The sequence below is a fragment of the Halomonas sp. GXIMD04776 genome, from assembly GCF_049808615.1.
Classification (GTDB): Bacteria; Pseudomonadota; Gammaproteobacteria; order Pseudomonadales; family Halomonadaceae; genus Modicisalibacter.
The window spans coordinates 47,689-64,010 of record NZ_JBNCAN010000026.1; the positions used below are offsets into that span (position 1 = coordinate 47,689).

Below are 16,322 nucleotides of genomic sequence, written 5' to 3' on the forward strand. Positions count from 1 at the left end.
GCGTTATCACAACAATGACAAGGAGTATTCCATGGAAGCCTTGATCGCCCTGGTACCGCCGTTGACCGCGGTGGTATTCGCGCTAGTGACGCGGCGTGTCAATCTGTCGCTATTCTTGAGCATCTGGATCGGCGGCTGGTTCGTCACCGGCAACCCGATAGCGGCCATCGGCCAGACCTTTACCTGGTTCGCCGAGGTCATGACCGATGAATGGAATGCCCGCTTTCTGGTATTGACCTCGCTGCTCGGTGCCGGCGCTGCCTTCATGTTCAAGATTGGCGGTTCTCATGCCGTCGCTCGCTGGCTGGGTAATCGAGTCTCGACATCCAGGGGCTCGCTGCTTCTGACCTGGGCGCTGGGCATCCTCATCTTCTTCAACGACTACGTGAATTCGGTAATCGTGGGTAACGCGTCCCGCGATCTCACCGCGCGCCAGAAAGTCTCCCGGGAAAAGTTGGCCTGGGTGCTGGATTCCACCTCATCGCCCATGGCGACCCTGGGCCCTATATCCGACTGGATCGGGTACCAGGTCTCGCTGATCGCCGCGGCCTTCGTATCGTTGAGCCTGACGACGGAGAAGCCTTATTGGGTCTTCTTGCAATCCATCCCGTGGAATTTCTACGCCTTGTTATGCCTGGCCTCGGTGCCGATGATCATCTTGATGGGTGATTTCGGTCCCATGCGCAAGGCAGAACGGCGTGCCCAGGAAAGCGGTGAGCTGGTAGCGCCCGGTGACACGCCACTGTTGAGCGTCGAGGGAGAGCTCGGCGAACCGCATACCCAGGACGGCCATTTATGGCACTTCCTGCTGCCGCTGGTGGTATTGATCGGGGTGAGCGGCTGGGCACTCTGGTATACCGGAGGCGGCATGGAAGAAGGCAAACCGTTGATGGACGCCATCGCCGACACCGATGTGGCCGTTGCCCTGACCTGGGCCGCTTTTGCCATGACCATGACGGGACTGGGCATCGCCCTATGGCAACGCATGTCGCTGGAAGAATGCGAAAACACCCTGCTGGCGGGTTTTCGCATCATGCTTCCGGCCCTGGTGATCATCATTCTCGCCTGGACCATCGGTACCGTCACCGACGCCATGAACGCCGGCGAGCACATCGTCGAAGCCACTCGCGACTGGCTATCCCCGGCGCTATTGCCGATCCTCATCTTTGCCATCGCCATGGTGATCTCGTTCGCCACCGGTAGCTCCTGGGGCACCATGGCCATCCTCACCCCGGTAGGCGTACCGCTGGCCTATACCATGGGCGATATGACAATGGTACAGATCGTCATCGGCGCGATTTTCTCCGGTGCCATTTTTGGCGATCATTGCTCGCCCATCTCGGATACCACGGTCATGTCGTCGATCTTTGCCGGCTCCGACCATATCGCTCACGTGCGCACGCAAATCCCCTATGCCATCGTTCCCGCATCCATTGCGGCCACGCTGTACTGCCTGACGCTGGTGCTCGACTCACCTTTTCTGTTGCTGGGAATCGGGTTGATCGTGCAAGCGGCATTGATCTGGGGCCTGACGCGCTGGCGAGGCAAACAGACGCAGCATCAATACGCCAACCACGACGCATGATCAAAAAGCCTCACCGTTCGGAAAACGGTGAGGCTTTGATCGTTCGAGGGTGGTCGTGTTCTACGACTTCATGTCCTCAAAGAAGCGCTTCACGCCATCGAACCAGCCATCCTTCTTCGGCGAATGGTGGTTGCTATTGCCCAGACTATCCTGGAATTGGCGCAGCAGGTCCTTCTGATGCTCGGTCAGATGCACGGGGGTCTCGAGCACCACCTTGCACAGCAAATCACCTGGCGGTCCGCCACGCACCGGCTTGACTCCCTTGCCACGCAGCCGGAACAGCTTGCCGGTCTGGGTCTCGGCGGGAATCTTGAGCTTGACCCGGCCTTCCAGGGTCGGCACTTCCACCTCGCCGCCCAGCGCCGCATCGATGAAGTTGATCGGCATCTCGCAATGCAGATGACGGCCATCGCGTTCGAAGATCGGGTGCGGCTTGATGGCGACCTGAACATAAAGATCGCCCGGAGGGCCACCGTTCATGCCGCTTTCACCTTCGTTATTGAGACGGATGCGATCGCCGGTATCCACACCGGAAGGAATCTTCACCGACAGCGTACGGGTCTCGCGTACCCGGCCTTCGCCATGGCATTCGCGGCACGGCACCTTGATCGACTCACCGCCACCATGACAGGTCGGGCAAGTCTGCTGCACGGCGAAGAAGCCTTGCTGCATACGCACCTGGCCCATGCCATGACAGGTCGGGCAGGTTTCCTTGCTGGAGCCCGGCTCGGCACCACCGCCGTCACAGTGTCCACAGGGGACATGTCGCGGCACGCGAATGTCCACGGTGGTGCCGGCGACGGCGTCCTCGAGATCGAGCTCGAGATTGTAGCGTAGATCGGAACCCCGCTGCGGTGCATTGGGATTACGTCGTCCACCTCCACCGCCGAAGATGTCGCCAAAGACATCACCAAAGATGTCGCTGAAGCCACCGGCTCCGGCGCCGCCGAAACCACCGCCACCGAAGCCGCCGGCCTGGCCGTCGACACCGGCATGACCGAACTGATCATAAGCTGCACGCTTCTCGTCGTCGGCGAGGACTTCATAGGCCTCGGACACCTCGCGGAACTTCTCTGCCGCGGAGCCGTCATCCGGATTACGATCCGGATGGTACTTCTGGGCCAAGCGCCGATACGCCTTCTTGATCTCTTTCTGATCGGCTTCGCGCTTGATACCCAGCACTTCGTAGTAGTCACGCTTGGACATGGATCCGTCCGCCTCCGTGTCGAATCGACGGAAACGACAACGCGGGAGTCATGCCCCCGCGCCGCCGCCGTCCGTGTCAGACGTCGTGGTTACTGTTTCTTCTGGTCGTCGTTGACTTCTTCATACTCGGCGTCAACCACATCGTCTTCCTGCTTGGTGCCCGCGGCCTGTTCGTCGCCACCTTGAGCGGTCTCGGCCTGCTCGGCGTACATCTTCTGGGCCAGGCTGCCAGAGGCTTCTGTCAGCGCATCCAGCTTGGTCTGGATGGCCTGCTGATCATCGCCCTTGAGCGCTTCTTCCAGCTCGGAGATGGCAGTCTCGATCTTCTGCTTATCCTCGTCGGTAGCCTTGTCACCGGCCTCGTCGAGGGTCTTGCGCGCCGCATGGATCATGCCATCCGCCTGGTTGCGCAACTGCACCAGCTCCTCGAACTTCTTGTCCTCATCGGCATGCGCCTCGGCATCCTGGACCATCTGTTCGATCTCTTCGTCGGTCAGGCCGCTGGAGGCCTTGATGACGATGGACTGCTCCTTGCCGGTGGCCTTGTCCTTGGCGGACACATTGAGGATGCCGTTGGCGTCGAGATCGAAGGCGACCTCGATCTGCGGCACCCCGCGCGGCGCCGGCGGAATGTCGGCAAGATCGAAGCGACCCAGCGACTTGTTCTGCCCGGACTGCTTGCGTTCGCCCTGCAGTACGTGAATGGTCACGGCCGTCTGATTGTCATCCGCGGTCGAGAAGGTCTGGGTCTTCTTGGTCGGGATGGTAGTGTTCTTCTCGATCAGCGGCGTCATCACGCCACCCAGGGTTTCGATACCCAACGTCAGCGGGGTGACGTCGAGCAGCAGCACATCCTTGACGTCGCCACCCAGCACACCGCCCTGAATAGCGGCACCCACGGCCACGGCTTCATCCGGGTTAACATCCTTGCGCGCTTCCTTGCCGAAGAACTCGGCCACCTTGGACTGCACCATCGGCATGCGCGTCTGGCCACCGACCAGGATGACGTCATCGATGTCGGAGTTGGAAAGACCGGCATCGGCCAGGGCGGTCTTGCACGGCCCCAACGAGCGCTTGACCAGATCCTCGACCAGCGCCTCGAGCTTGGCGCGCGTGATCTTGACGTTCAGGTGCTTGGGACCGGTGTTGTCCGCCGTGATGTAGGGCAGGTTGACGTCGGTCTGCTGGGCGCTGGACAGCTCGATCTTGGCCTTCTCGGCGGCTTCCTTGAGGCGCTGCATGGCCAGGTTGTCACCGGACAGGTCGATGCCGCTGTCGGACTTGAACTGATCCACCAGATAGTTGATCAGCATGAGATCGAAGTCTTCACCACCCAGGAAGGTATCGCCATTGGTGGCCAACACCTCGAACTGGGTTTCGCCATCGACGTCGGCGACTTCGATAATGGAGATATCGAAGGTACCACCGCCCAAGTCGTAGACGGCGATGGTCTTGTCGCCGCGAGACTTGTCCATGCCGTAGGCCAGCGCCGCTGCCGTCGGTTCGTTGATGATACGCTTGACCTCGAGACCGGCGATGCGACCGGCATCCTTGGTGGCCTGGCGCTGAGAGTCATTGAAGTAGGCCGGCACGGTGATGACTGCCTCGGTGACGGTTTCACCCAGGTAATCCTCGGCGGTCTTCTTCATTTTCTTGAGCACTTCCGCGCTGACCTGCGGCGGTGCCATCTTCTTGCCCTTGACCTCGACCCAGGCATCGCCGTTGTCGGCGCTGGCGATGGTGTAGGGCACCATCTTGATGTCCTTTTGCACGACATCGTCCTGGAAACGACGGCCGATCAGGCGCTTGATAGCATACAGCGTGTTCGTCGGGTTAGTGACTGCCTGACGCTTGGCCGCCTGGCCTACCAGCGTCTCCCCATCGTCGGTGTAGGCGATGATGGAGGGTGTGGTGCGCGCACCTTCAGCGTTTTCAATAACCTTAGGCTTGTCACCGTCCAGTACGGCAACACAGGAGTTAGTCGTCCCAAGATCGATACCAATTATGCGTCCCATATCAATACCTCTAAAAATCGTTGCTTGACTATTTATGGCTTGTGGCGATCTGTAATGTCTTGCCAACCTGCTTTGTCGTCTATCTGGGGGGCTCGAACGCACCTTTCAAGGGGCAAGATCGTATTGATCGTCAAATCATTTATTTCACGGGCTTGCTGACCACCACCATGGCTGGACGGACCAAGCGCCCATTGAGCACATAGCCTTTCTGGATCACCTCCATTACGGTGTTGGGCTCAAGATCACCGTTGGGTACCATGGTCATGGCCTCGTGATACTGCGGATCGAAAGGCTCGCCCTGCGGATCGACGGCCTCGACGCCGAACTTGGCCAGAACATCGAGCTGTAGCTTCAGCGTCATCGAGACTCCTTCCCGGTGCGCCTCGCTGGCATCGTCACCCATGGCCTCGAGTGCCTTTTCAAGGCTGTCGACCACCGGCAGCAGTTCCTTGACGAACTTTTCCAGCGCGAACTTGCGTGCCTTATCCACGTCCTGCTCGGCACGGCGACGCACATTCTGAGACTCCGCCGCGGCTCGCATTGCCTGATCCTTGGCCTCGGCGAGGGATTGTTCGAGTTCCTCAACCCTTGCCGCCAAGGCATCGGCCTCGGGGTCCTCGATGAACTCGGCGCCACTCAGCGTTTCCTCTTCCGCCAGAACCTCCTCGCCGGCATCGGCATCATCGAGTTGTCCTTCGATGGGATCGTCCTGCGGCTCGGCATCCCGCTCGGCACGTTGCATTTCCTCATCGATTGGCGTCTGTGGATCTTTGGCCATGTCGCTCTCCTGACATCACTGAACGGCCCCTCGGCCGTAAGGGTGGATGATTTGCACCCTATATGGGGGTAACACAGGCAATCTCAAGGCATGACGTTGCGTTGGAATCCTGCGTTGACAACGAAGGATTGAAGAAAGGATAACGGATACTGTATAAACACACAGATATCACCTGAGCGCGTTCTCGCCCATTTCACGGAGGTGACCATGCTCGTACAGCTTGCAATCCGCGATTTTGCCATTGTCGAGCGTCTCGATCTCGATCTGCACGACGGCATGACCGCCATCACCGGCGAAACCGGCGCCGGGAAATCGATCCTGCTCGGCGCACTGGGGCTGTGTCTGGGAGAGCGTGCCGATGCGTGCAGCGTGCGTCATGGCACCAAACGCGCCGATCTCAGTGCACGTTTCGATATTGACAGACTGCCCGCCGCCAAGGCCTGGCTTGAAGCGCGGGAACTACCTGCAGACGACTGTCTGCTGCGCCGGGCTCTTGCCGCCAATGGTCGTTCCAAGGCCTGGATCAACGGCCAGCCCTGCACGGTGGGGGATCTCAAGTCCCTGGGCGAACATCTGATCGAGATTCATGGTCAGCATGCCCACCAGGCCCTACTGCAGGAAGAGACTCACCTGCGCCTGCTCGATGATTTCGCCAACCAAGGTGAAGCCGTTGCCGAGCTCGGCGCCATCTTCCGTCATTGGCAAGAATTGAGGCGCCGGTTAAAGCGCCTGGCCGACAGTGGCGACGAGATTCAGGCTCGTCGCCAGCTGCTGCGCTACCAGGTCGAGGAGCTGGATCAACTGGCACTTGCCGAGGATGAACTCGGGACCCTGGAACAGGAGCAGGCAGTTCTGGCCCACGCCGAGGAGACCCTGCGCGAAACCCGGCTCGCCGTAGACTGCTGCGATCACGACGAAGGTGGCGCATTGACGCTACTTCATCAGGCTCTGGCACGCATTGAAGGCTTACCAGGCGCGGAGCACGGGCCATTGGCCGAGGCTCGCAGCATGCTCAACGATGCACAGATCCAGATCGAAGAGGCCGCTCGAGAACTGCACCACTTCATCGATCATACCGAACTCGATCCCGAGCGCCTGGCCCAGGTCGAAACGCGTCTCGGAGAAGTGCACCGCATCGCACGCAAGCACCATGTCATGCCCGAGGAGTTGGTCGAACTGCAGCAGCGTCTGCGCAGCGAACTCGATTCCCTGGAAGGCAACGAGCATGACCTAGACGCCTTGACCACCGAGATCGAAGCCAACCGGGATGCCTATCGCTCCAAGGCCCGGGCCATCAGTGAAAAACGGCGTCAGGCAGCCATCGCCTTCGGCAAGGAAGTTCAGGATCAACTGGGCTTTTTGGCCATGGGCAAAGCACATTTCGACATCGACGTAACGTCCCACGACACACCACAGCCCAGCGGCCTGGATACGGTACGCTTCTTGATCAGCGCCAACCCCGGCCAGCCGGCCCGACCGTTGTCCAAGGTCGCCTCCGGCGGGGAGCTGTCGCGCATCAGCCTGGCGATACAGGTAGTCGCTGCCAGCCATAGCACCATCGCGACACTGGTCTTTGACGAAGTGGATGTAGGGGTGTCTGGCGCGACCGCCGAGATCGTGGGTCAGCTCTTGCGCCGCTTAGGCCAGTCCGGTCAGGTCATGACCGTGACCCATCTTCCTCAGGTGGCCGCTCAGGCGCATCAACATCTGCATATCGAGAAACAAGCCACGGAGGACATGACTCTGACGCAGATGGCCACCCTCGACGAGGCGGGTCGTGTCAAGGAACTGGCGCGTATGCTGGGGGGCGTGCATCTCTCGGATCGTACTCTGGCCCATGCCCGGGAAATGCTGGACGCCAGTCAGCACGCTCACCATTGATGCCCGCAAAATTGATACCCACAAACTGAAACGCCAGCCCCGGTCGGGACTGGCGTTTCGATATTCGAGGCGAAAAATAACAAGAAACTATTCAGGACCGTAACGAGCGAAGGCAAGACAAGGCAAAATTTGCCGGAGAAACAGAGTTTACTGGTGTAAATGAGCGTTCAGAGTCAAATTTCAACGCTGTATTGCCAAGCGCAGTAGATCATGGAGAGTTTCTAAGACTTCTTGATACCTTCCTGGCGCGTGGCTCTCGACCCCTTGGGACGCACATAGAGCACCAGAGCATGATCAACGAGTTCATAGCCATGCTCATCGACGATTTCCTGCTGACGCCGCTCGATCTGCTCATCGAAGAACTCGATGATTTGACCACTTTCCAGGCAGACCATGTGGTCATGGTGTTCATCATGAGACATTTCGAAGACCGCATGCCCACCATCGAAGTTGTGGCGCACCACCAACCCGGCGGACTCGAACTGCGTCAGCACGCGATAGACGGTCGCCAGACCCACGTCTTCACCGGCATCCAGCAACGCCTTGTATACATCTTCGGCGCTAAGGTGGTCACCCGGGGAACTCTCGAGGATTTGCAGGATCTTGACACGAGGCAACGTGACCTTGAGTCCTGCCCTGCGTAGTTCGTGGTTCTGGTCGGCCATGATAGCTCTTCGCAGTGTAGTGATGTGTCGGGTATGATCGGCCCAAGAAACGATAGTGAAGAATGGAACCAAATGCAAAACCTTATCAAAATAGTCGCCTTTTCCACGGCCCTCGCTCTGATGAGTGGCTGCAACTACTTCAGTGTCTACAAACGCGATTTGCCTCAGGGCAATCTATTCACCCAGGACATGGTTCAGCAACTCGAGCCTGGCATGACCCGCGAACAGGTCGTCTATGTCATGGGTATGCCGCTTCTACGAACACCCTTTGACCAGAATCAATGGGAGTACGTGTCCCGCCTGGATGAGGCCTATGCCGGCGTAAAGCAGCGCCGAGTGACGCTGACCTTCGCCAATGATCGCTTGGTGGACATCAAAACATCAGGGGATATGAACGCGGACATGGAGATGTCGCCGGATCTCGATCCAGGGCCAGGAGCCGAGCCTGCCGGTGCCGAACCGCTACCCAACATGTCACCGACAACCGATCCGGGCGAAGAGCCCGGTAGACGAGGAGAGCGAATCTAGCTTTTCCTCATCGTGTTGAGCCAGAGGCGTGTCGTGTCGCACGCTTCATTCGAGCCTGTTTGGGGTCGATGCGTAACGGCCGGTAAATTTCGATGCGATCACCGGCCCGCAGCACATACCGGCCGGGGTCACGTAACCGTTTGCCGAAAACGCCCAACGCGCCCTGGCTGAATGTCTCTTGAGGCAGTGCAGGAAAATACTGTTCCATTTGCGCCTGTGTTACCGCTTCCCGAGCGGTGGTGCCGTGTGGAACGGCAAGGGTAACGATCTTTTGGTATTCAGGAAGGGCGAAAGCCACCTCCACGGTTAGCGTCTCGCTGCAGCCAGGAACACTGGAGGCGGAGCCATCATCGGCCATAGACGACATCGGCACGTCGGGTAAAGGCTTCGACCTGCTGTTTGGCCATCTGACTGAAAAGCTTGCCGAACGCCATCCCCAATAAGCGATTGGAGAACTCGAAGCTCATCTCGAGACTGACCTTGCAGGCCTGTTGCCCCATGGGCACGAACAGCCAGCGCCCGCGTAGATGCTTGAACGGGCCATTGACCAAAGAGAGCTCGATGCGCTCCGGCTCGTAGAGATCGTTGCGCGTGGTAAAACTCTGCTCAACACCGGCCTTGCCCAGTGTCAGCTCACCGATGAGATGATTCTCGTCATGTTCGATCAAACGTGCACGACGACAGCCGGGCAAGAATTCAGGATAGCGTTCGAAATCATTGACCAGATCGAACATGGCCTTTGGGGAATGCCGCACCAGAGCAGATCGATTGACCGTAGGCATATACCTCTCCGCTGACGTCACTATGCTAGAGCATTTTATTCGTATGCCCGATTCATATGACTGCGTAATGCAAACTTTTACATACTATTGAGAACGCACGCCAAGGCGTACCATGACGATTATCACGCCAACACCTTGAATGGTATCACGCTTTGCCCCATATCGAAGGACTGGCGGACACGGCATATTGACGACACGAGGATTCATGGCCACGAAAAAAGCCAAAAAGGCAGGCAGCAATGTCATCGCGCTGAACAAGAAGGCTCGATTCGAATATCATATCGAAGAAACCTTCGAGGCAGGATTGGCGCTGGCTGGCTGGGAAGTCAAGAGCATGCGTGCCGGCAAGGCGCAGCTCACCGACACCTATATCCTGATCAAGGAGGGTGAGGCCTGGTTGCTCGGTAGCCACATCATGCCGCTCAACACCGCCAGCACTCATGTGGTCGCCGATCCCACTCGCACCCGCAAATTGCTGTTGCATCGCAAGGAGATTGCCCGGATCTTCTCGCGCACCCAGGACAAGGGCCACACTTGCGTACCGCTCAAGCTGTACTGGAAGAAGAATCTGATCAAGTGCGAACTGGCCCTGGTCACCGGCAAGAAGCTGCACGACAAGCGTGCCACCGAGAAGGCAAGAGACTGGGATCGCCAGAAAGCCCGCATCATGCGGGAAAACAAGTAGGTGCCGAGGCTTGAACTAGCCTCATACCGTCTCCATCTGTTAAGATAGTAACGTACTTGGGGGCGACATGGCTTCGACGCCGATGACAACCTCCTAGGTGCATGCCGAGAGCGTGATGTATCTCGTAAATCCAACATCACGACTAAATAGTCGCAAACGACGAAAACTATGCTCAAGGTGCACTGGCAGCGTAAAAACTGCTAGTTGTTAGCCTGGCCCCAAGGCGATGTGCCTGTTCATGGCTGAGGGGATACGAGCTAAAGCTGACAGGATCGCGATTGGCGGCGTCTTCACGTCAATCGCTAAACTAAAGAAGAATCGCGCTGTGGAATCCTGCCCGTCGGAGTCCACAGCGCTAAAACAAAAGACGGACCTAAGCATGTAGAGCCGAAGAGCGAGTATCGGCGGACGGGGGTTCAATTCCCCCCGCCTCCACCAAACAGCTATACGAATCAAGCACCTACGGGTGCTTTTTTCGTTTCAGAGGGCATGATTTGGCCTGTTTTTGGCATAGTATGGTCAGCTTTTGACACTTCAGAAGGTCGGCAATGCTCAAGCACAGGCAATTGTGCTTGTATCACTACCCCCAATCCCAATAGGGATGAGCGCCGAAACGCAAGGATAACAAGTCGACCAACATACTTACCTTGGTGGACAGATGCCGATGGCGGGGATACAGCGCGCTCAGCGTGATGTCGGATGGCGGATAGTCGACGAGAAGCGTGCGTAGTTGCCCGCTCTGTAGAGCCTCGCCGGCAATAAAGGTCGGCAGCATGGCGATGCCCTGATGATTTATTGCGGCGTCACGCAAAGGCTCGGCGTTGTTTGCCCACATGACGCAATTGATCGCATAGCTTTGCTCCCCCTCTGGCCCTCGTAAACGCCACCTGCTGCCGGAATCTAGATAGCCATAGTGCAAACAGCGGTGCGTGTTGAGTTCGGTGGGCACCGGTGGCTCCCCCCAGCGTTGCAGATAGCCCGGCGATGCACACAGCACGCGCCGGGCCACCACCAGCTCCCGGGTCACGAGACTGGTAGTCGCCTGCGGGGTTCCGATACGCAACGTTACATCAAAACCTTCTTCGATCGGGTCGATAACACGGTCATTGAGCACCAGCTCGACATGGACCTTGGGGTATAGAGCCATGTATTCGGCTATTACCCGGGATAGATGGTGGGTGCCGAATGACATGGGGGCATTGACACGCAGATTGCCGGCTGGCTCGCCCTGCAGCGATGTGACGGATGAAATTGCATCATCCAGATCACTCAGGATTTGCCGGCAACGGTTGTAAAACGCCATCCCGGTATCCGTTGGCGTGACCTGCCGCGTGCTGCGCCGTAGCAGTTGGATGCCGAGTTCTTGCTCGAGGTTGATGACCGCCTTGTTGACTACCGACCGCGACAGGTTCATCTCGCGCGCTGCGGCAGCAAAACCGCCGGCCTCCACAACCCGCGTGAACGCGCGGATACCCGCGAAACGATCCATCTCAACCTCCGATTGTCGCGATAAAAATGACAGTATGTCATGTGCCAGCGCTATTGTGTCCGTTTTAGATCGGATGCACGATATCGTCACTAACTAGTGAACGAGGAAATGGAAAGCGCACGGTATTCTTCGGTGAACTATCTTCCGTAATGATCCCTCACCCAACCAGAAACCCAGGAGATGTTTGATGTCCTTTACCTATAACCGACTCGACAAAGACAACGTGGCCGTGTTGATGGTCGACCACCAGGCCGGCCTTCTATCGCTGGTACGCGACTACAACATGGACGAATTCAAGAACAACGTCCTGGCGGTTGCCGATATCGCCAAGTTCTTCAACCTTCCCACCATCCTGACCACCAGTTTCGAAGACGGTCCCAACGGACCGATCGTTCCCGAACTCAAAGAGACCTTTCCCGACGCGCCCTTGATCGCGCGGCCCGGCCAGATCAACGCCTGGGACAACGAAGAGTTCGTTCAGGCGGTCAAGGATACGGGCAAGAAGCAGTTGCTCATCGCCGGCGTCGTCACCGATGTGTGCGTCGCTTTCCCGGCGCTGTCGGCCTTGGAAGAAGGCTATGAAGTGTTTGCGATCACCGACGCTTCCGGCACCTTCAATCCCGCCGTGCGAGATGCCGCCTGGAACCGCATGTCTCAGGCCGGCGTGCAATTGATGAACTGGTTTGCGGTCGGCTGCGAATTGCACCGCGACTGGCGCAACGATATCGAAGGCTTCGGCGGCATTCTGGCCAATCACCTGCCGGCCTACGCCAATCTGATCCAGAGCCGGACCGCGGCCGAGAACGGCTAACGACGTAGTTACATCAGCCTTCGTCCGGTATGTGCCGAGTCTCGTATGGCACAAGCATGCGGCTGACATCGCATACCGGGCACTGTCGGTCCTGGTTCGGCGGTCAGCTTTCGGACTCGCTATCCTATGGACGTTGGTCATTCACTTAAAAAGATGGGCCTATCCAGGACACCGATACCATGAGTAATACAGAATCAAATCCTGCGCTGTTCGAGTCGTATGAGTGCCCCATTGTTGATGGTCATCGGCTTATTCAGCATCTTTCGTCGCGTACCGCCGAGGTAGGCGGCATTCCCATCAACCGGATCCTGCCCCAGCGCGGGCGTCGCATGATCGGGGCGTGGTGCTTTCTGGACCACGCAGGCCCTGCCGTATTTTCCGTGGATAGCCAGGGCATGCGCGTCGGCCCGCATCCGCATACCGGCCTGCAGACTTTCACCTGGATGCTGGCCGGCGACATCCTGCATCGCGACAGCCTGGGGAGCGAACAGGTGATTCGCCCTGGCGAGGTCAATTTGATGACCGCCGGCCGTGGTATAGCGCACACCGAAGAATCACTCCCGAGTGAATCCCAGTTGCACGCGGCCCAGCTATGGATCGCGCTGCCCTACGCCCACCGGCATACCGAGCCGCGGTTCGATCACTATCCCGACCTGCCGCGTTGGCAGGAACAGGGTGTCGATATTACGCTGCTCACCGGCGTGCTCAACGGCCATGAAGCGCCCACTCTCACATTCTCGCCGCTAGTGGGGGCGGATATGCTCGCCGACGCCGCGACCACCGTTCACCTGGACCTGCACGATCACTTCGAATACGGCGTGCTCGTGCTCGAAGGCAGCCTGCGTATCGATCAGGATACCTTCGCGCCAAACGAACTCGCCTATCTGGGCTGTGGGCTTGATGACCTCGCGCTGGAGCTCGACGCCAGTACCCGTGTGCTGCTGCTGGGTGGCGAGCCGCTGAACGAAGAGATCTTCATCTGGTGGAACTTCGTGGGGCATAGCAAGGCCGAGATTGCACAGGCGCAGAAAGAGTGGGAGGCCGGCGATGCGCGATTTGGTGATGTTCCGGAGTTTGACGGTGACCGCATGATGCCGCCGCCCATTCCATGGCGCATCAAGTCTGATACTTGATCGCCCGTACTAAGATATGTTGACAGACTAAACCCCCGACGCACACCAAGGAAACTAAAATAATGAAACTGACCATCGTTCTCACCAGTACTCGCCCCGGCCGGGTCGGCAAGACCGTTGCCGACTGGTTCCACGACTATGCCCAGGCCAACCCCGCCGGGTTCGAGATCGGTTTTGCAGATCTTCAAGACATCAACCTGCCGATGCTGGACGAACCCAACCATCCAGCCATGCAAAAATACGAGCACGAGCATACCAAGCGCTGGTCGAAGATCGTCGATGACTCGGACGCCTTCATCTTCGTGCTGCCGGAGTACAACTACACGCCGCCGCCGACGTTCATCAACGCGCTTGATTATCTGTACAACGAATGGAATTACAAACCCGCCGGCTTTGTAAGCTATGGCGGCATCTCAGGCGGAATCCGTTCGACTGAAGCCGCGAAGCACATTGTTAACGCGATGGAAATGGTGCCAATCAAGCAACAGGTGATGATCCCCATGGTGACAAGTCACCTCGAAGATGGCACCTTCGTGGCAACGGATATTCATGAAAAGAGCGCTAAGACTTTGCTTGAGACCATGGCCCGCTGGACCAAGGCGCTGAAAACCATGCGCTGAGTCAGGGCATGGTTCGACGTAGCGTTTGATCATTGCGTCCGCTGTCTTTGTTTTGTAAATCTCGACACAGCTCTGACAGCGGCAATCTTACTGGGTATGAATCTGGTATCGCCGAACCCGGGCCAGTCAGCATTCCATGAATTCAGGAATCAAAGGCACCGGGAAATACTTTCTTATCTACCGGTAGTCCATCCACCGTCCATGGTAACCGTCGCTCCGTGCATATAATTGGAATCGTCGGAGGCTAGAAATACGGCAAGCGCTGCAATCTCTTCAGGCTTCCCAGCTCGTTGTGCTGGAATATCATTCAAGCGTTCGTCTTCAATTCCTTCGGTCATTGGTGACTCTATGAACCCCGGGGCGATAAGGTTGGCTTTAATGCCTTTTCTTCCAAAATCATAGGCTAATTGTTTCGTGAAGCCTTCGATCGCATGTTTTGACGTGACATATGCCGACCCACCTGCCCCCGCGACATGGGTAGATTGAGAGCCAATATTGATGATGACGCCTTTGCCTTTCTTCAAAAAGTGCGGAATCACCGCTTTCGAGGCTAAATATGGCCCTTTGACATTAATATCCATCAACTTTTCGTATTCAGACTCCTCTACTTCAGCCGCTGTTTTATAAGCGTCATGAATACCAGCGCCATTATATAGAATGTCTATTTGTCCAAATTCTTCGAGCGCCTTATCGACAACTGTCTGCACTTCTTCAGCGTTCGATACATCTGCCTGGACAAAGATTGACTCCTGACTTTTGCCCTGAAGTTCACTGATAATGCGATTACCTTTTGATTCATCACGACCCACTACCACTACCTTGGCACCCTCGCTTGCATAGGCTTTGGCAGTCGCTTCACCCAGACCGGATGTTCCACCGAATACAATGGCAACTCTATCTTTTAATTTCATTTTCTTTTCCTTTAATAAAACTTCCTTGTTTTAAATATAGCTCAAAATGGCCCACAACAAAGCTGGGCCATCAAACATCTTAATTACCACTTCTACGGCACGCATCAGAACTCATATTCCTGAACTGGTTGGATAAAACCAACGCTATTCACAGGCCCCTCAGGCCAGGTCGAACAGCAATACCTCCGAGGCGCTTCGGCCGGTTAACTCTATTGTCTCATTCGGTGCGAAGGCTGCTGCATCGCCGGCTTCCAGCACCTGTCCATTGACCTCGGCGCTTCCCCGGGCAATATGCAGCCAGGCATAGCGCGTGGCCGGCATGGTTGCGCTCTGGCCTTCATCGAACAGACCCGCATAGAGGTTGACATCCTGATTGATGCTCACGGAGCCATTGCGACCGTCTTGGGAGGCCATAAGCCGCCAATTTCCCTGGCGCTCATCGATAGAAAAGGCCTTTTGCTCGTAGCTGGGCTTGATGCCGCGCTGATCCGGCTCGATCCAGATCTGCAGGAAATGAACGAGCTTGTCCTTGGCGTTATTGAACTCGCTGTGGGTCACGCCGGTGCCGGCAGACATGCGCTGGACATCGCCGGGGCGAATGACCTCTACATGCCCCATGCTGTCCTTATGGGCCAGTTCGCCTTCCAGCACGTAGGAAATGATCTCCATGTCGCGATGGGAGTGTGCACCAAAGCCCTGGCCACCTTCGACACGGTCCTCATTGATTACCCGCAGCTTGCGAAAGCCCATGTACTCGGGATCGTAGTAGTTCGCGAAGGAGAAGGTATGAAAAGAGCGTAGCCAACCATGATTGGCATAGCCCCGGGCATCACTAGAACGAACAAGCATGTGTTCCCTCCAAGATATTTCAGTAAATGCTGTGAGTCTAAATTGGCAATTTCAATTCCAAGCGATCACTAAACCTTACGCCATAGGCTGCGATCGATTGACACCTTGCCTGCTCCGCTGATGACCAGCGCCACCGAAATAGCCAGCAGGGAAAGGGCGAATTCATAACCGTTGTTGCTCATGAACAGGCCATTGCCTATATGCACCGCAAAGATGGCAACCAGCATGGCAATTGACAGCACGACGCCAGCCGGACGAACCAGAAGCCCTAGCCCGGATATTGCATCGGGCATGAAAAAAGCGGCTGAAAATCGGTTATAATTCAAGCTCCTACACCAGAATCAACCGCATCAGCCGCCATGACAAAATGTACCATGCCCACCG

Annotated in this window: 17 protein-coding genes and 1 other RNA gene; 8 read left to right on the plus strand and 10 right to left on the minus strand. The window is 57.2% G+C overall.

Going from position 1 to position 16,322, the window contains the following annotated elements; translation table 11 throughout:
• Positions 1-31 precede the first annotated feature (31 nt).
• A complete protein-coding gene (locus ACPF7Z_RS16315; RefSeq protein WP_425194319.1) occupies positions 32-1,585 on the plus strand; it encodes a Na+/H+ antiporter NhaC family protein in 1,554 nt (517 codons plus the stop codon).
• 60 nt (positions 1,586-1,645) lie between these two features.
• Here the strand turns inward: ACPF7Z_RS16315 and dnaJ are convergent, their stop codons facing one another.
• The 3 genes from dnaJ to grpE all read right to left on the minus strand — a co-directional run bounded on the left by dnaJ (position 1,646) and on the right by grpE (position 5,584).
• The gene (gene dnaJ, locus ACPF7Z_RS16320; protein WP_425194320.1) at positions 1,646-2,791 is read right to left on the minus strand and encodes a molecular chaperone DnaJ; all 1,146 of its coding nucleotides are present in this window, start codon (positions 2,789-2,791) and stop codon (positions 1,646-1,648) included.
• Positions 2,792-2,880: 89 nt separating this feature from the next.
• On the minus strand, positions 2,881-4,806 hold the full coding sequence (gene dnaK, locus ACPF7Z_RS16325; RefSeq protein ID WP_425194321.1) for a molecular chaperone DnaK: 1,926 nt from the start codon (positions 4,804-4,806) through the stop codon (positions 2,881-2,883).
• Between the two features lie 139 nt (positions 4,807-4,945).
• Positions 4,946-5,584 carry a nucleotide exchange factor GrpE gene (grpE, locus tag ACPF7Z_RS16330; RefSeq protein ID WP_425194322.1) on the minus strand — a complete coding sequence of 213 codons (639 nt, stop codon included), beginning with the start codon at positions 5,582-5,584 and terminating at the stop codon, positions 4,946-4,948.
• A 207-nt stretch (positions 5,585-5,791) separates the two neighbouring features.
• Here grpE and recN point away from each other — a divergent pair, with 207 nt between their 5' ends.
• Complete coding sequence (recN, locus tag ACPF7Z_RS16335) at positions 5,792-7,465, plus strand: DNA repair protein RecN (protein ID WP_425194323.1); 1,674 nt, start codon at positions 5,792-5,794, stop codon at positions 7,463-7,465.
• A gap of 221 nt (positions 7,466-7,686) precedes the next feature.
• On the opposite strand, the gene fur is transcribed toward recN, so the two are convergent.
• Positions 7,687-8,130 (minus strand): ferric iron uptake transcriptional regulator, encoded by a 444-nt coding sequence (fur, locus tag ACPF7Z_RS16340; protein ID WP_425194324.1) that lies wholly within the window; start codon positions 8,128-8,130, stop codon positions 7,687-7,689.
• Positions 8,131-8,202: 72 nt separating this feature from the next.
• Here fur and ACPF7Z_RS16345 point away from each other — a divergent pair, with 72 nt between their 5' ends.
• Entirely contained in the window at positions 8,203-8,658 is a 456-nt protein-coding gene (locus ACPF7Z_RS16345; RefSeq protein WP_425194325.1) for an outer membrane protein assembly factor BamE, read from the plus strand.
• Positions 8,659-8,665: 7 nt separating this feature from the next.
• Here ACPF7Z_RS16345 and ACPF7Z_RS16350 read toward each other — a convergent pair whose 3' ends face one another.
• Complete coding sequence (locus tag ACPF7Z_RS16350; protein WP_425194326.1) at positions 8,666-9,016, minus strand: RnfH family protein; 351 nt, start codon at positions 9,014-9,016, stop codon at positions 8,666-8,668.
• Positions 9,006-9,440, minus strand: coding sequence for a type II toxin-antitoxin system RatA family toxin (locus ACPF7Z_RS16355; RefSeq protein WP_425194327.1), 435 nt, complete (start codon positions 9,438-9,440; stop codon positions 9,006-9,008). Before ACPF7Z_RS16355 ends, ACPF7Z_RS16350 begins: the two co-directional genes overlap by 11 nt.
• A gap of 205 nt (positions 9,441-9,645) precedes the next feature.
• On the opposite strand from ACPF7Z_RS16355, the gene smpB reads away from it, so the two are divergent.
• Entirely contained in the window at positions 9,646-10,125 is a 480-nt protein-coding gene (gene smpB, locus ACPF7Z_RS16360) for an SsrA-binding protein SmpB (protein WP_425194328.1), read from the plus strand.
• 58 nt (positions 10,126-10,183) lie between these two features.
• Positions 10,184-10,563: a transfer-messenger RNA gene (gene ssrA, locus ACPF7Z_RS16365) on the plus strand.
• Positions 10,564-10,705: 142 nt separating this feature from the next.
• On the opposite strand, the gene ACPF7Z_RS16370 is transcribed toward ssrA, so the two are convergent.
• Complete coding sequence (locus ACPF7Z_RS16370) at positions 10,706-11,614, minus strand: LysR family transcriptional regulator (protein ID WP_425194329.1); 909 nt, start codon at positions 11,612-11,614, stop codon at positions 10,706-10,708.
• A gap of 187 nt (positions 11,615-11,801) precedes the next feature.
• Between ACPF7Z_RS16370 and ycaC the strand changes: the two genes are divergently transcribed.
• From ycaC to ACPF7Z_RS16385, 3 genes are all read left to right on the plus strand, one after another.
• Complete coding sequence (gene ycaC, locus ACPF7Z_RS16375) at positions 11,802-12,425, plus strand: isochorismate family cysteine hydrolase YcaC (RefSeq protein WP_425194330.1); 624 nt, start codon at positions 11,802-11,804, stop codon at positions 12,423-12,425.
• Positions 12,426-12,604: 179 nt separating this feature from the next.
• Positions 12,605-13,558 carry a pirin family protein gene (locus tag ACPF7Z_RS16380; RefSeq protein WP_425194331.1) on the plus strand — a complete coding sequence of 318 codons (954 nt, stop codon included), beginning with the start codon at positions 12,605-12,607 and terminating at the stop codon, positions 13,556-13,558.
• Between the two features lie 62 nt (positions 13,559-13,620).
• Positions 13,621-14,178: an NADPH-dependent FMN reductase gene (locus ACPF7Z_RS16385; protein WP_425194332.1), complete on the plus strand. Its 558-nt coding sequence runs from the start codon at positions 13,621-13,623 to the stop codon at positions 14,176-14,178.
• Between the two features lie 173 nt (positions 14,179-14,351).
• Here the strand turns inward: ACPF7Z_RS16385 and ACPF7Z_RS16390 are convergent, their stop codons facing one another.
• The 3 genes from ACPF7Z_RS16390 to ACPF7Z_RS16400 form a co-directional block, all read right to left on the minus strand.
• Positions 14,352-15,089: an SDR family NAD(P)-dependent oxidoreductase gene (locus tag ACPF7Z_RS16390; RefSeq protein WP_425194333.1), complete on the minus strand. Its 738-nt coding sequence runs from the start codon at positions 15,087-15,089 to the stop codon at positions 14,352-14,354.
• A gap of 159 nt (positions 15,090-15,248) precedes the next feature.
• Positions 15,249-15,938: a pirin family protein gene (locus ACPF7Z_RS16395; protein WP_425194334.1), complete on the minus strand. Its 690-nt coding sequence runs from the start codon at positions 15,936-15,938 to the stop codon at positions 15,249-15,251.
• 68 nt (positions 15,939-16,006) lie between these two features.
• Complete coding sequence (locus ACPF7Z_RS16400) at positions 16,007-16,264, minus strand: DoxX family protein (protein ID WP_425194335.1); 258 nt, start codon at positions 16,262-16,264, stop codon at positions 16,007-16,009.
• Positions 16,265-16,322: the final 58 nt, after the last annotated feature.

What these genes read in the sequence shown, in the direction of transcription:
- ACPF7Z_RS16385 (WP_425194332.1), top strand. Translation starts at nt 13,621, where the DNA reads ATGAAACTGACCATCGTTCTCACCAGTACTCGCCCCGGCCGGGTCGGC.
- fur (WP_425194324.1), bottom strand. Translation starts at nt 8,130, where the DNA reads ATGGCCGACCAGAACCACGAACTACGCAGGGCAGGACTCAAGGTCACG.
- ACPF7Z_RS16380 (WP_425194331.1), top strand. Translation starts at nt 12,605, where the DNA reads ATGAGTAATACAGAATCAAATCCTGCGCTGTTCGAGTCGTATGAGTGC.
- ACPF7Z_RS16390 (WP_425194333.1), bottom strand. Translation starts at nt 15,089, where the DNA reads ATGAAATTAAAAGATAGAGTTGCCATTGTATTCGGTGGAACATCCGGT.
- ACPF7Z_RS16370 (WP_425194329.1), bottom strand. Translation starts at nt 11,614, where the DNA reads ATGGATCGTTTCGCGGGTATCCGCGCGTTCACGCGGGTTGTGGAGGCC.
- grpE (WP_425194322.1), bottom strand. Translation starts at nt 5,584, where the DNA reads ATGGCCAAAGATCCACAGACGCCAATCGATGAGGAAATGCAACGTGCC.
- ACPF7Z_RS16395 (WP_425194334.1), bottom strand. Translation starts at nt 15,938, where the DNA reads ATGCTTGTTCGTTCTAGTGATGCCCGGGGCTATGCCAATCATGGTTGG.
- ACPF7Z_RS16355 (WP_425194327.1), bottom strand. Translation starts at nt 9,440, where the DNA reads ATGCCTACGGTCAATCGATCTGCTCTGGTGCGGCATTCCCCAAAGGCC.
- dnaK (WP_425194321.1), bottom strand. Translation starts at nt 4,806, where the DNA reads ATGGGACGCATAATTGGTATCGATCTTGGGACGACTAACTCCTGTGTT.
- ycaC (WP_425194330.1), top strand. Translation starts at nt 11,802, where the DNA reads ATGTCCTTTACCTATAACCGACTCGACAAAGACAACGTGGCCGTGTTG.
- ACPF7Z_RS16350 (WP_425194326.1), bottom strand. Translation starts at nt 9,016, where the DNA reads ATGGCCGATGATGGCTCCGCCTCCAGTGTTCCTGGCTGCAGCGAGACG.
- ACPF7Z_RS16315 (WP_425194319.1), top strand. Translation starts at nt 32, where the DNA reads ATGGAAGCCTTGATCGCCCTGGTACCGCCGTTGACCGCGGTGGTATTC.
- smpB (WP_425194328.1), top strand. Translation starts at nt 9,646, where the DNA reads ATGGCCACGAAAAAAGCCAAAAAGGCAGGCAGCAATGTCATCGCGCTG.
- recN (WP_425194323.1), top strand. Translation starts at nt 5,792, where the DNA reads ATGCTCGTACAGCTTGCAATCCGCGATTTTGCCATTGTCGAGCGTCTC.
- dnaJ (WP_425194320.1), bottom strand. Translation starts at nt 2,791, where the DNA reads ATGTCCAAGCGTGACTACTACGAAGTGCTGGGTATCAAGCGCGAAGCC.
- ACPF7Z_RS16345 (WP_425194325.1), top strand. Translation starts at nt 8,203, where the DNA reads ATGCAAAACCTTATCAAAATAGTCGCCTTTTCCACGGCCCTCGCTCTG.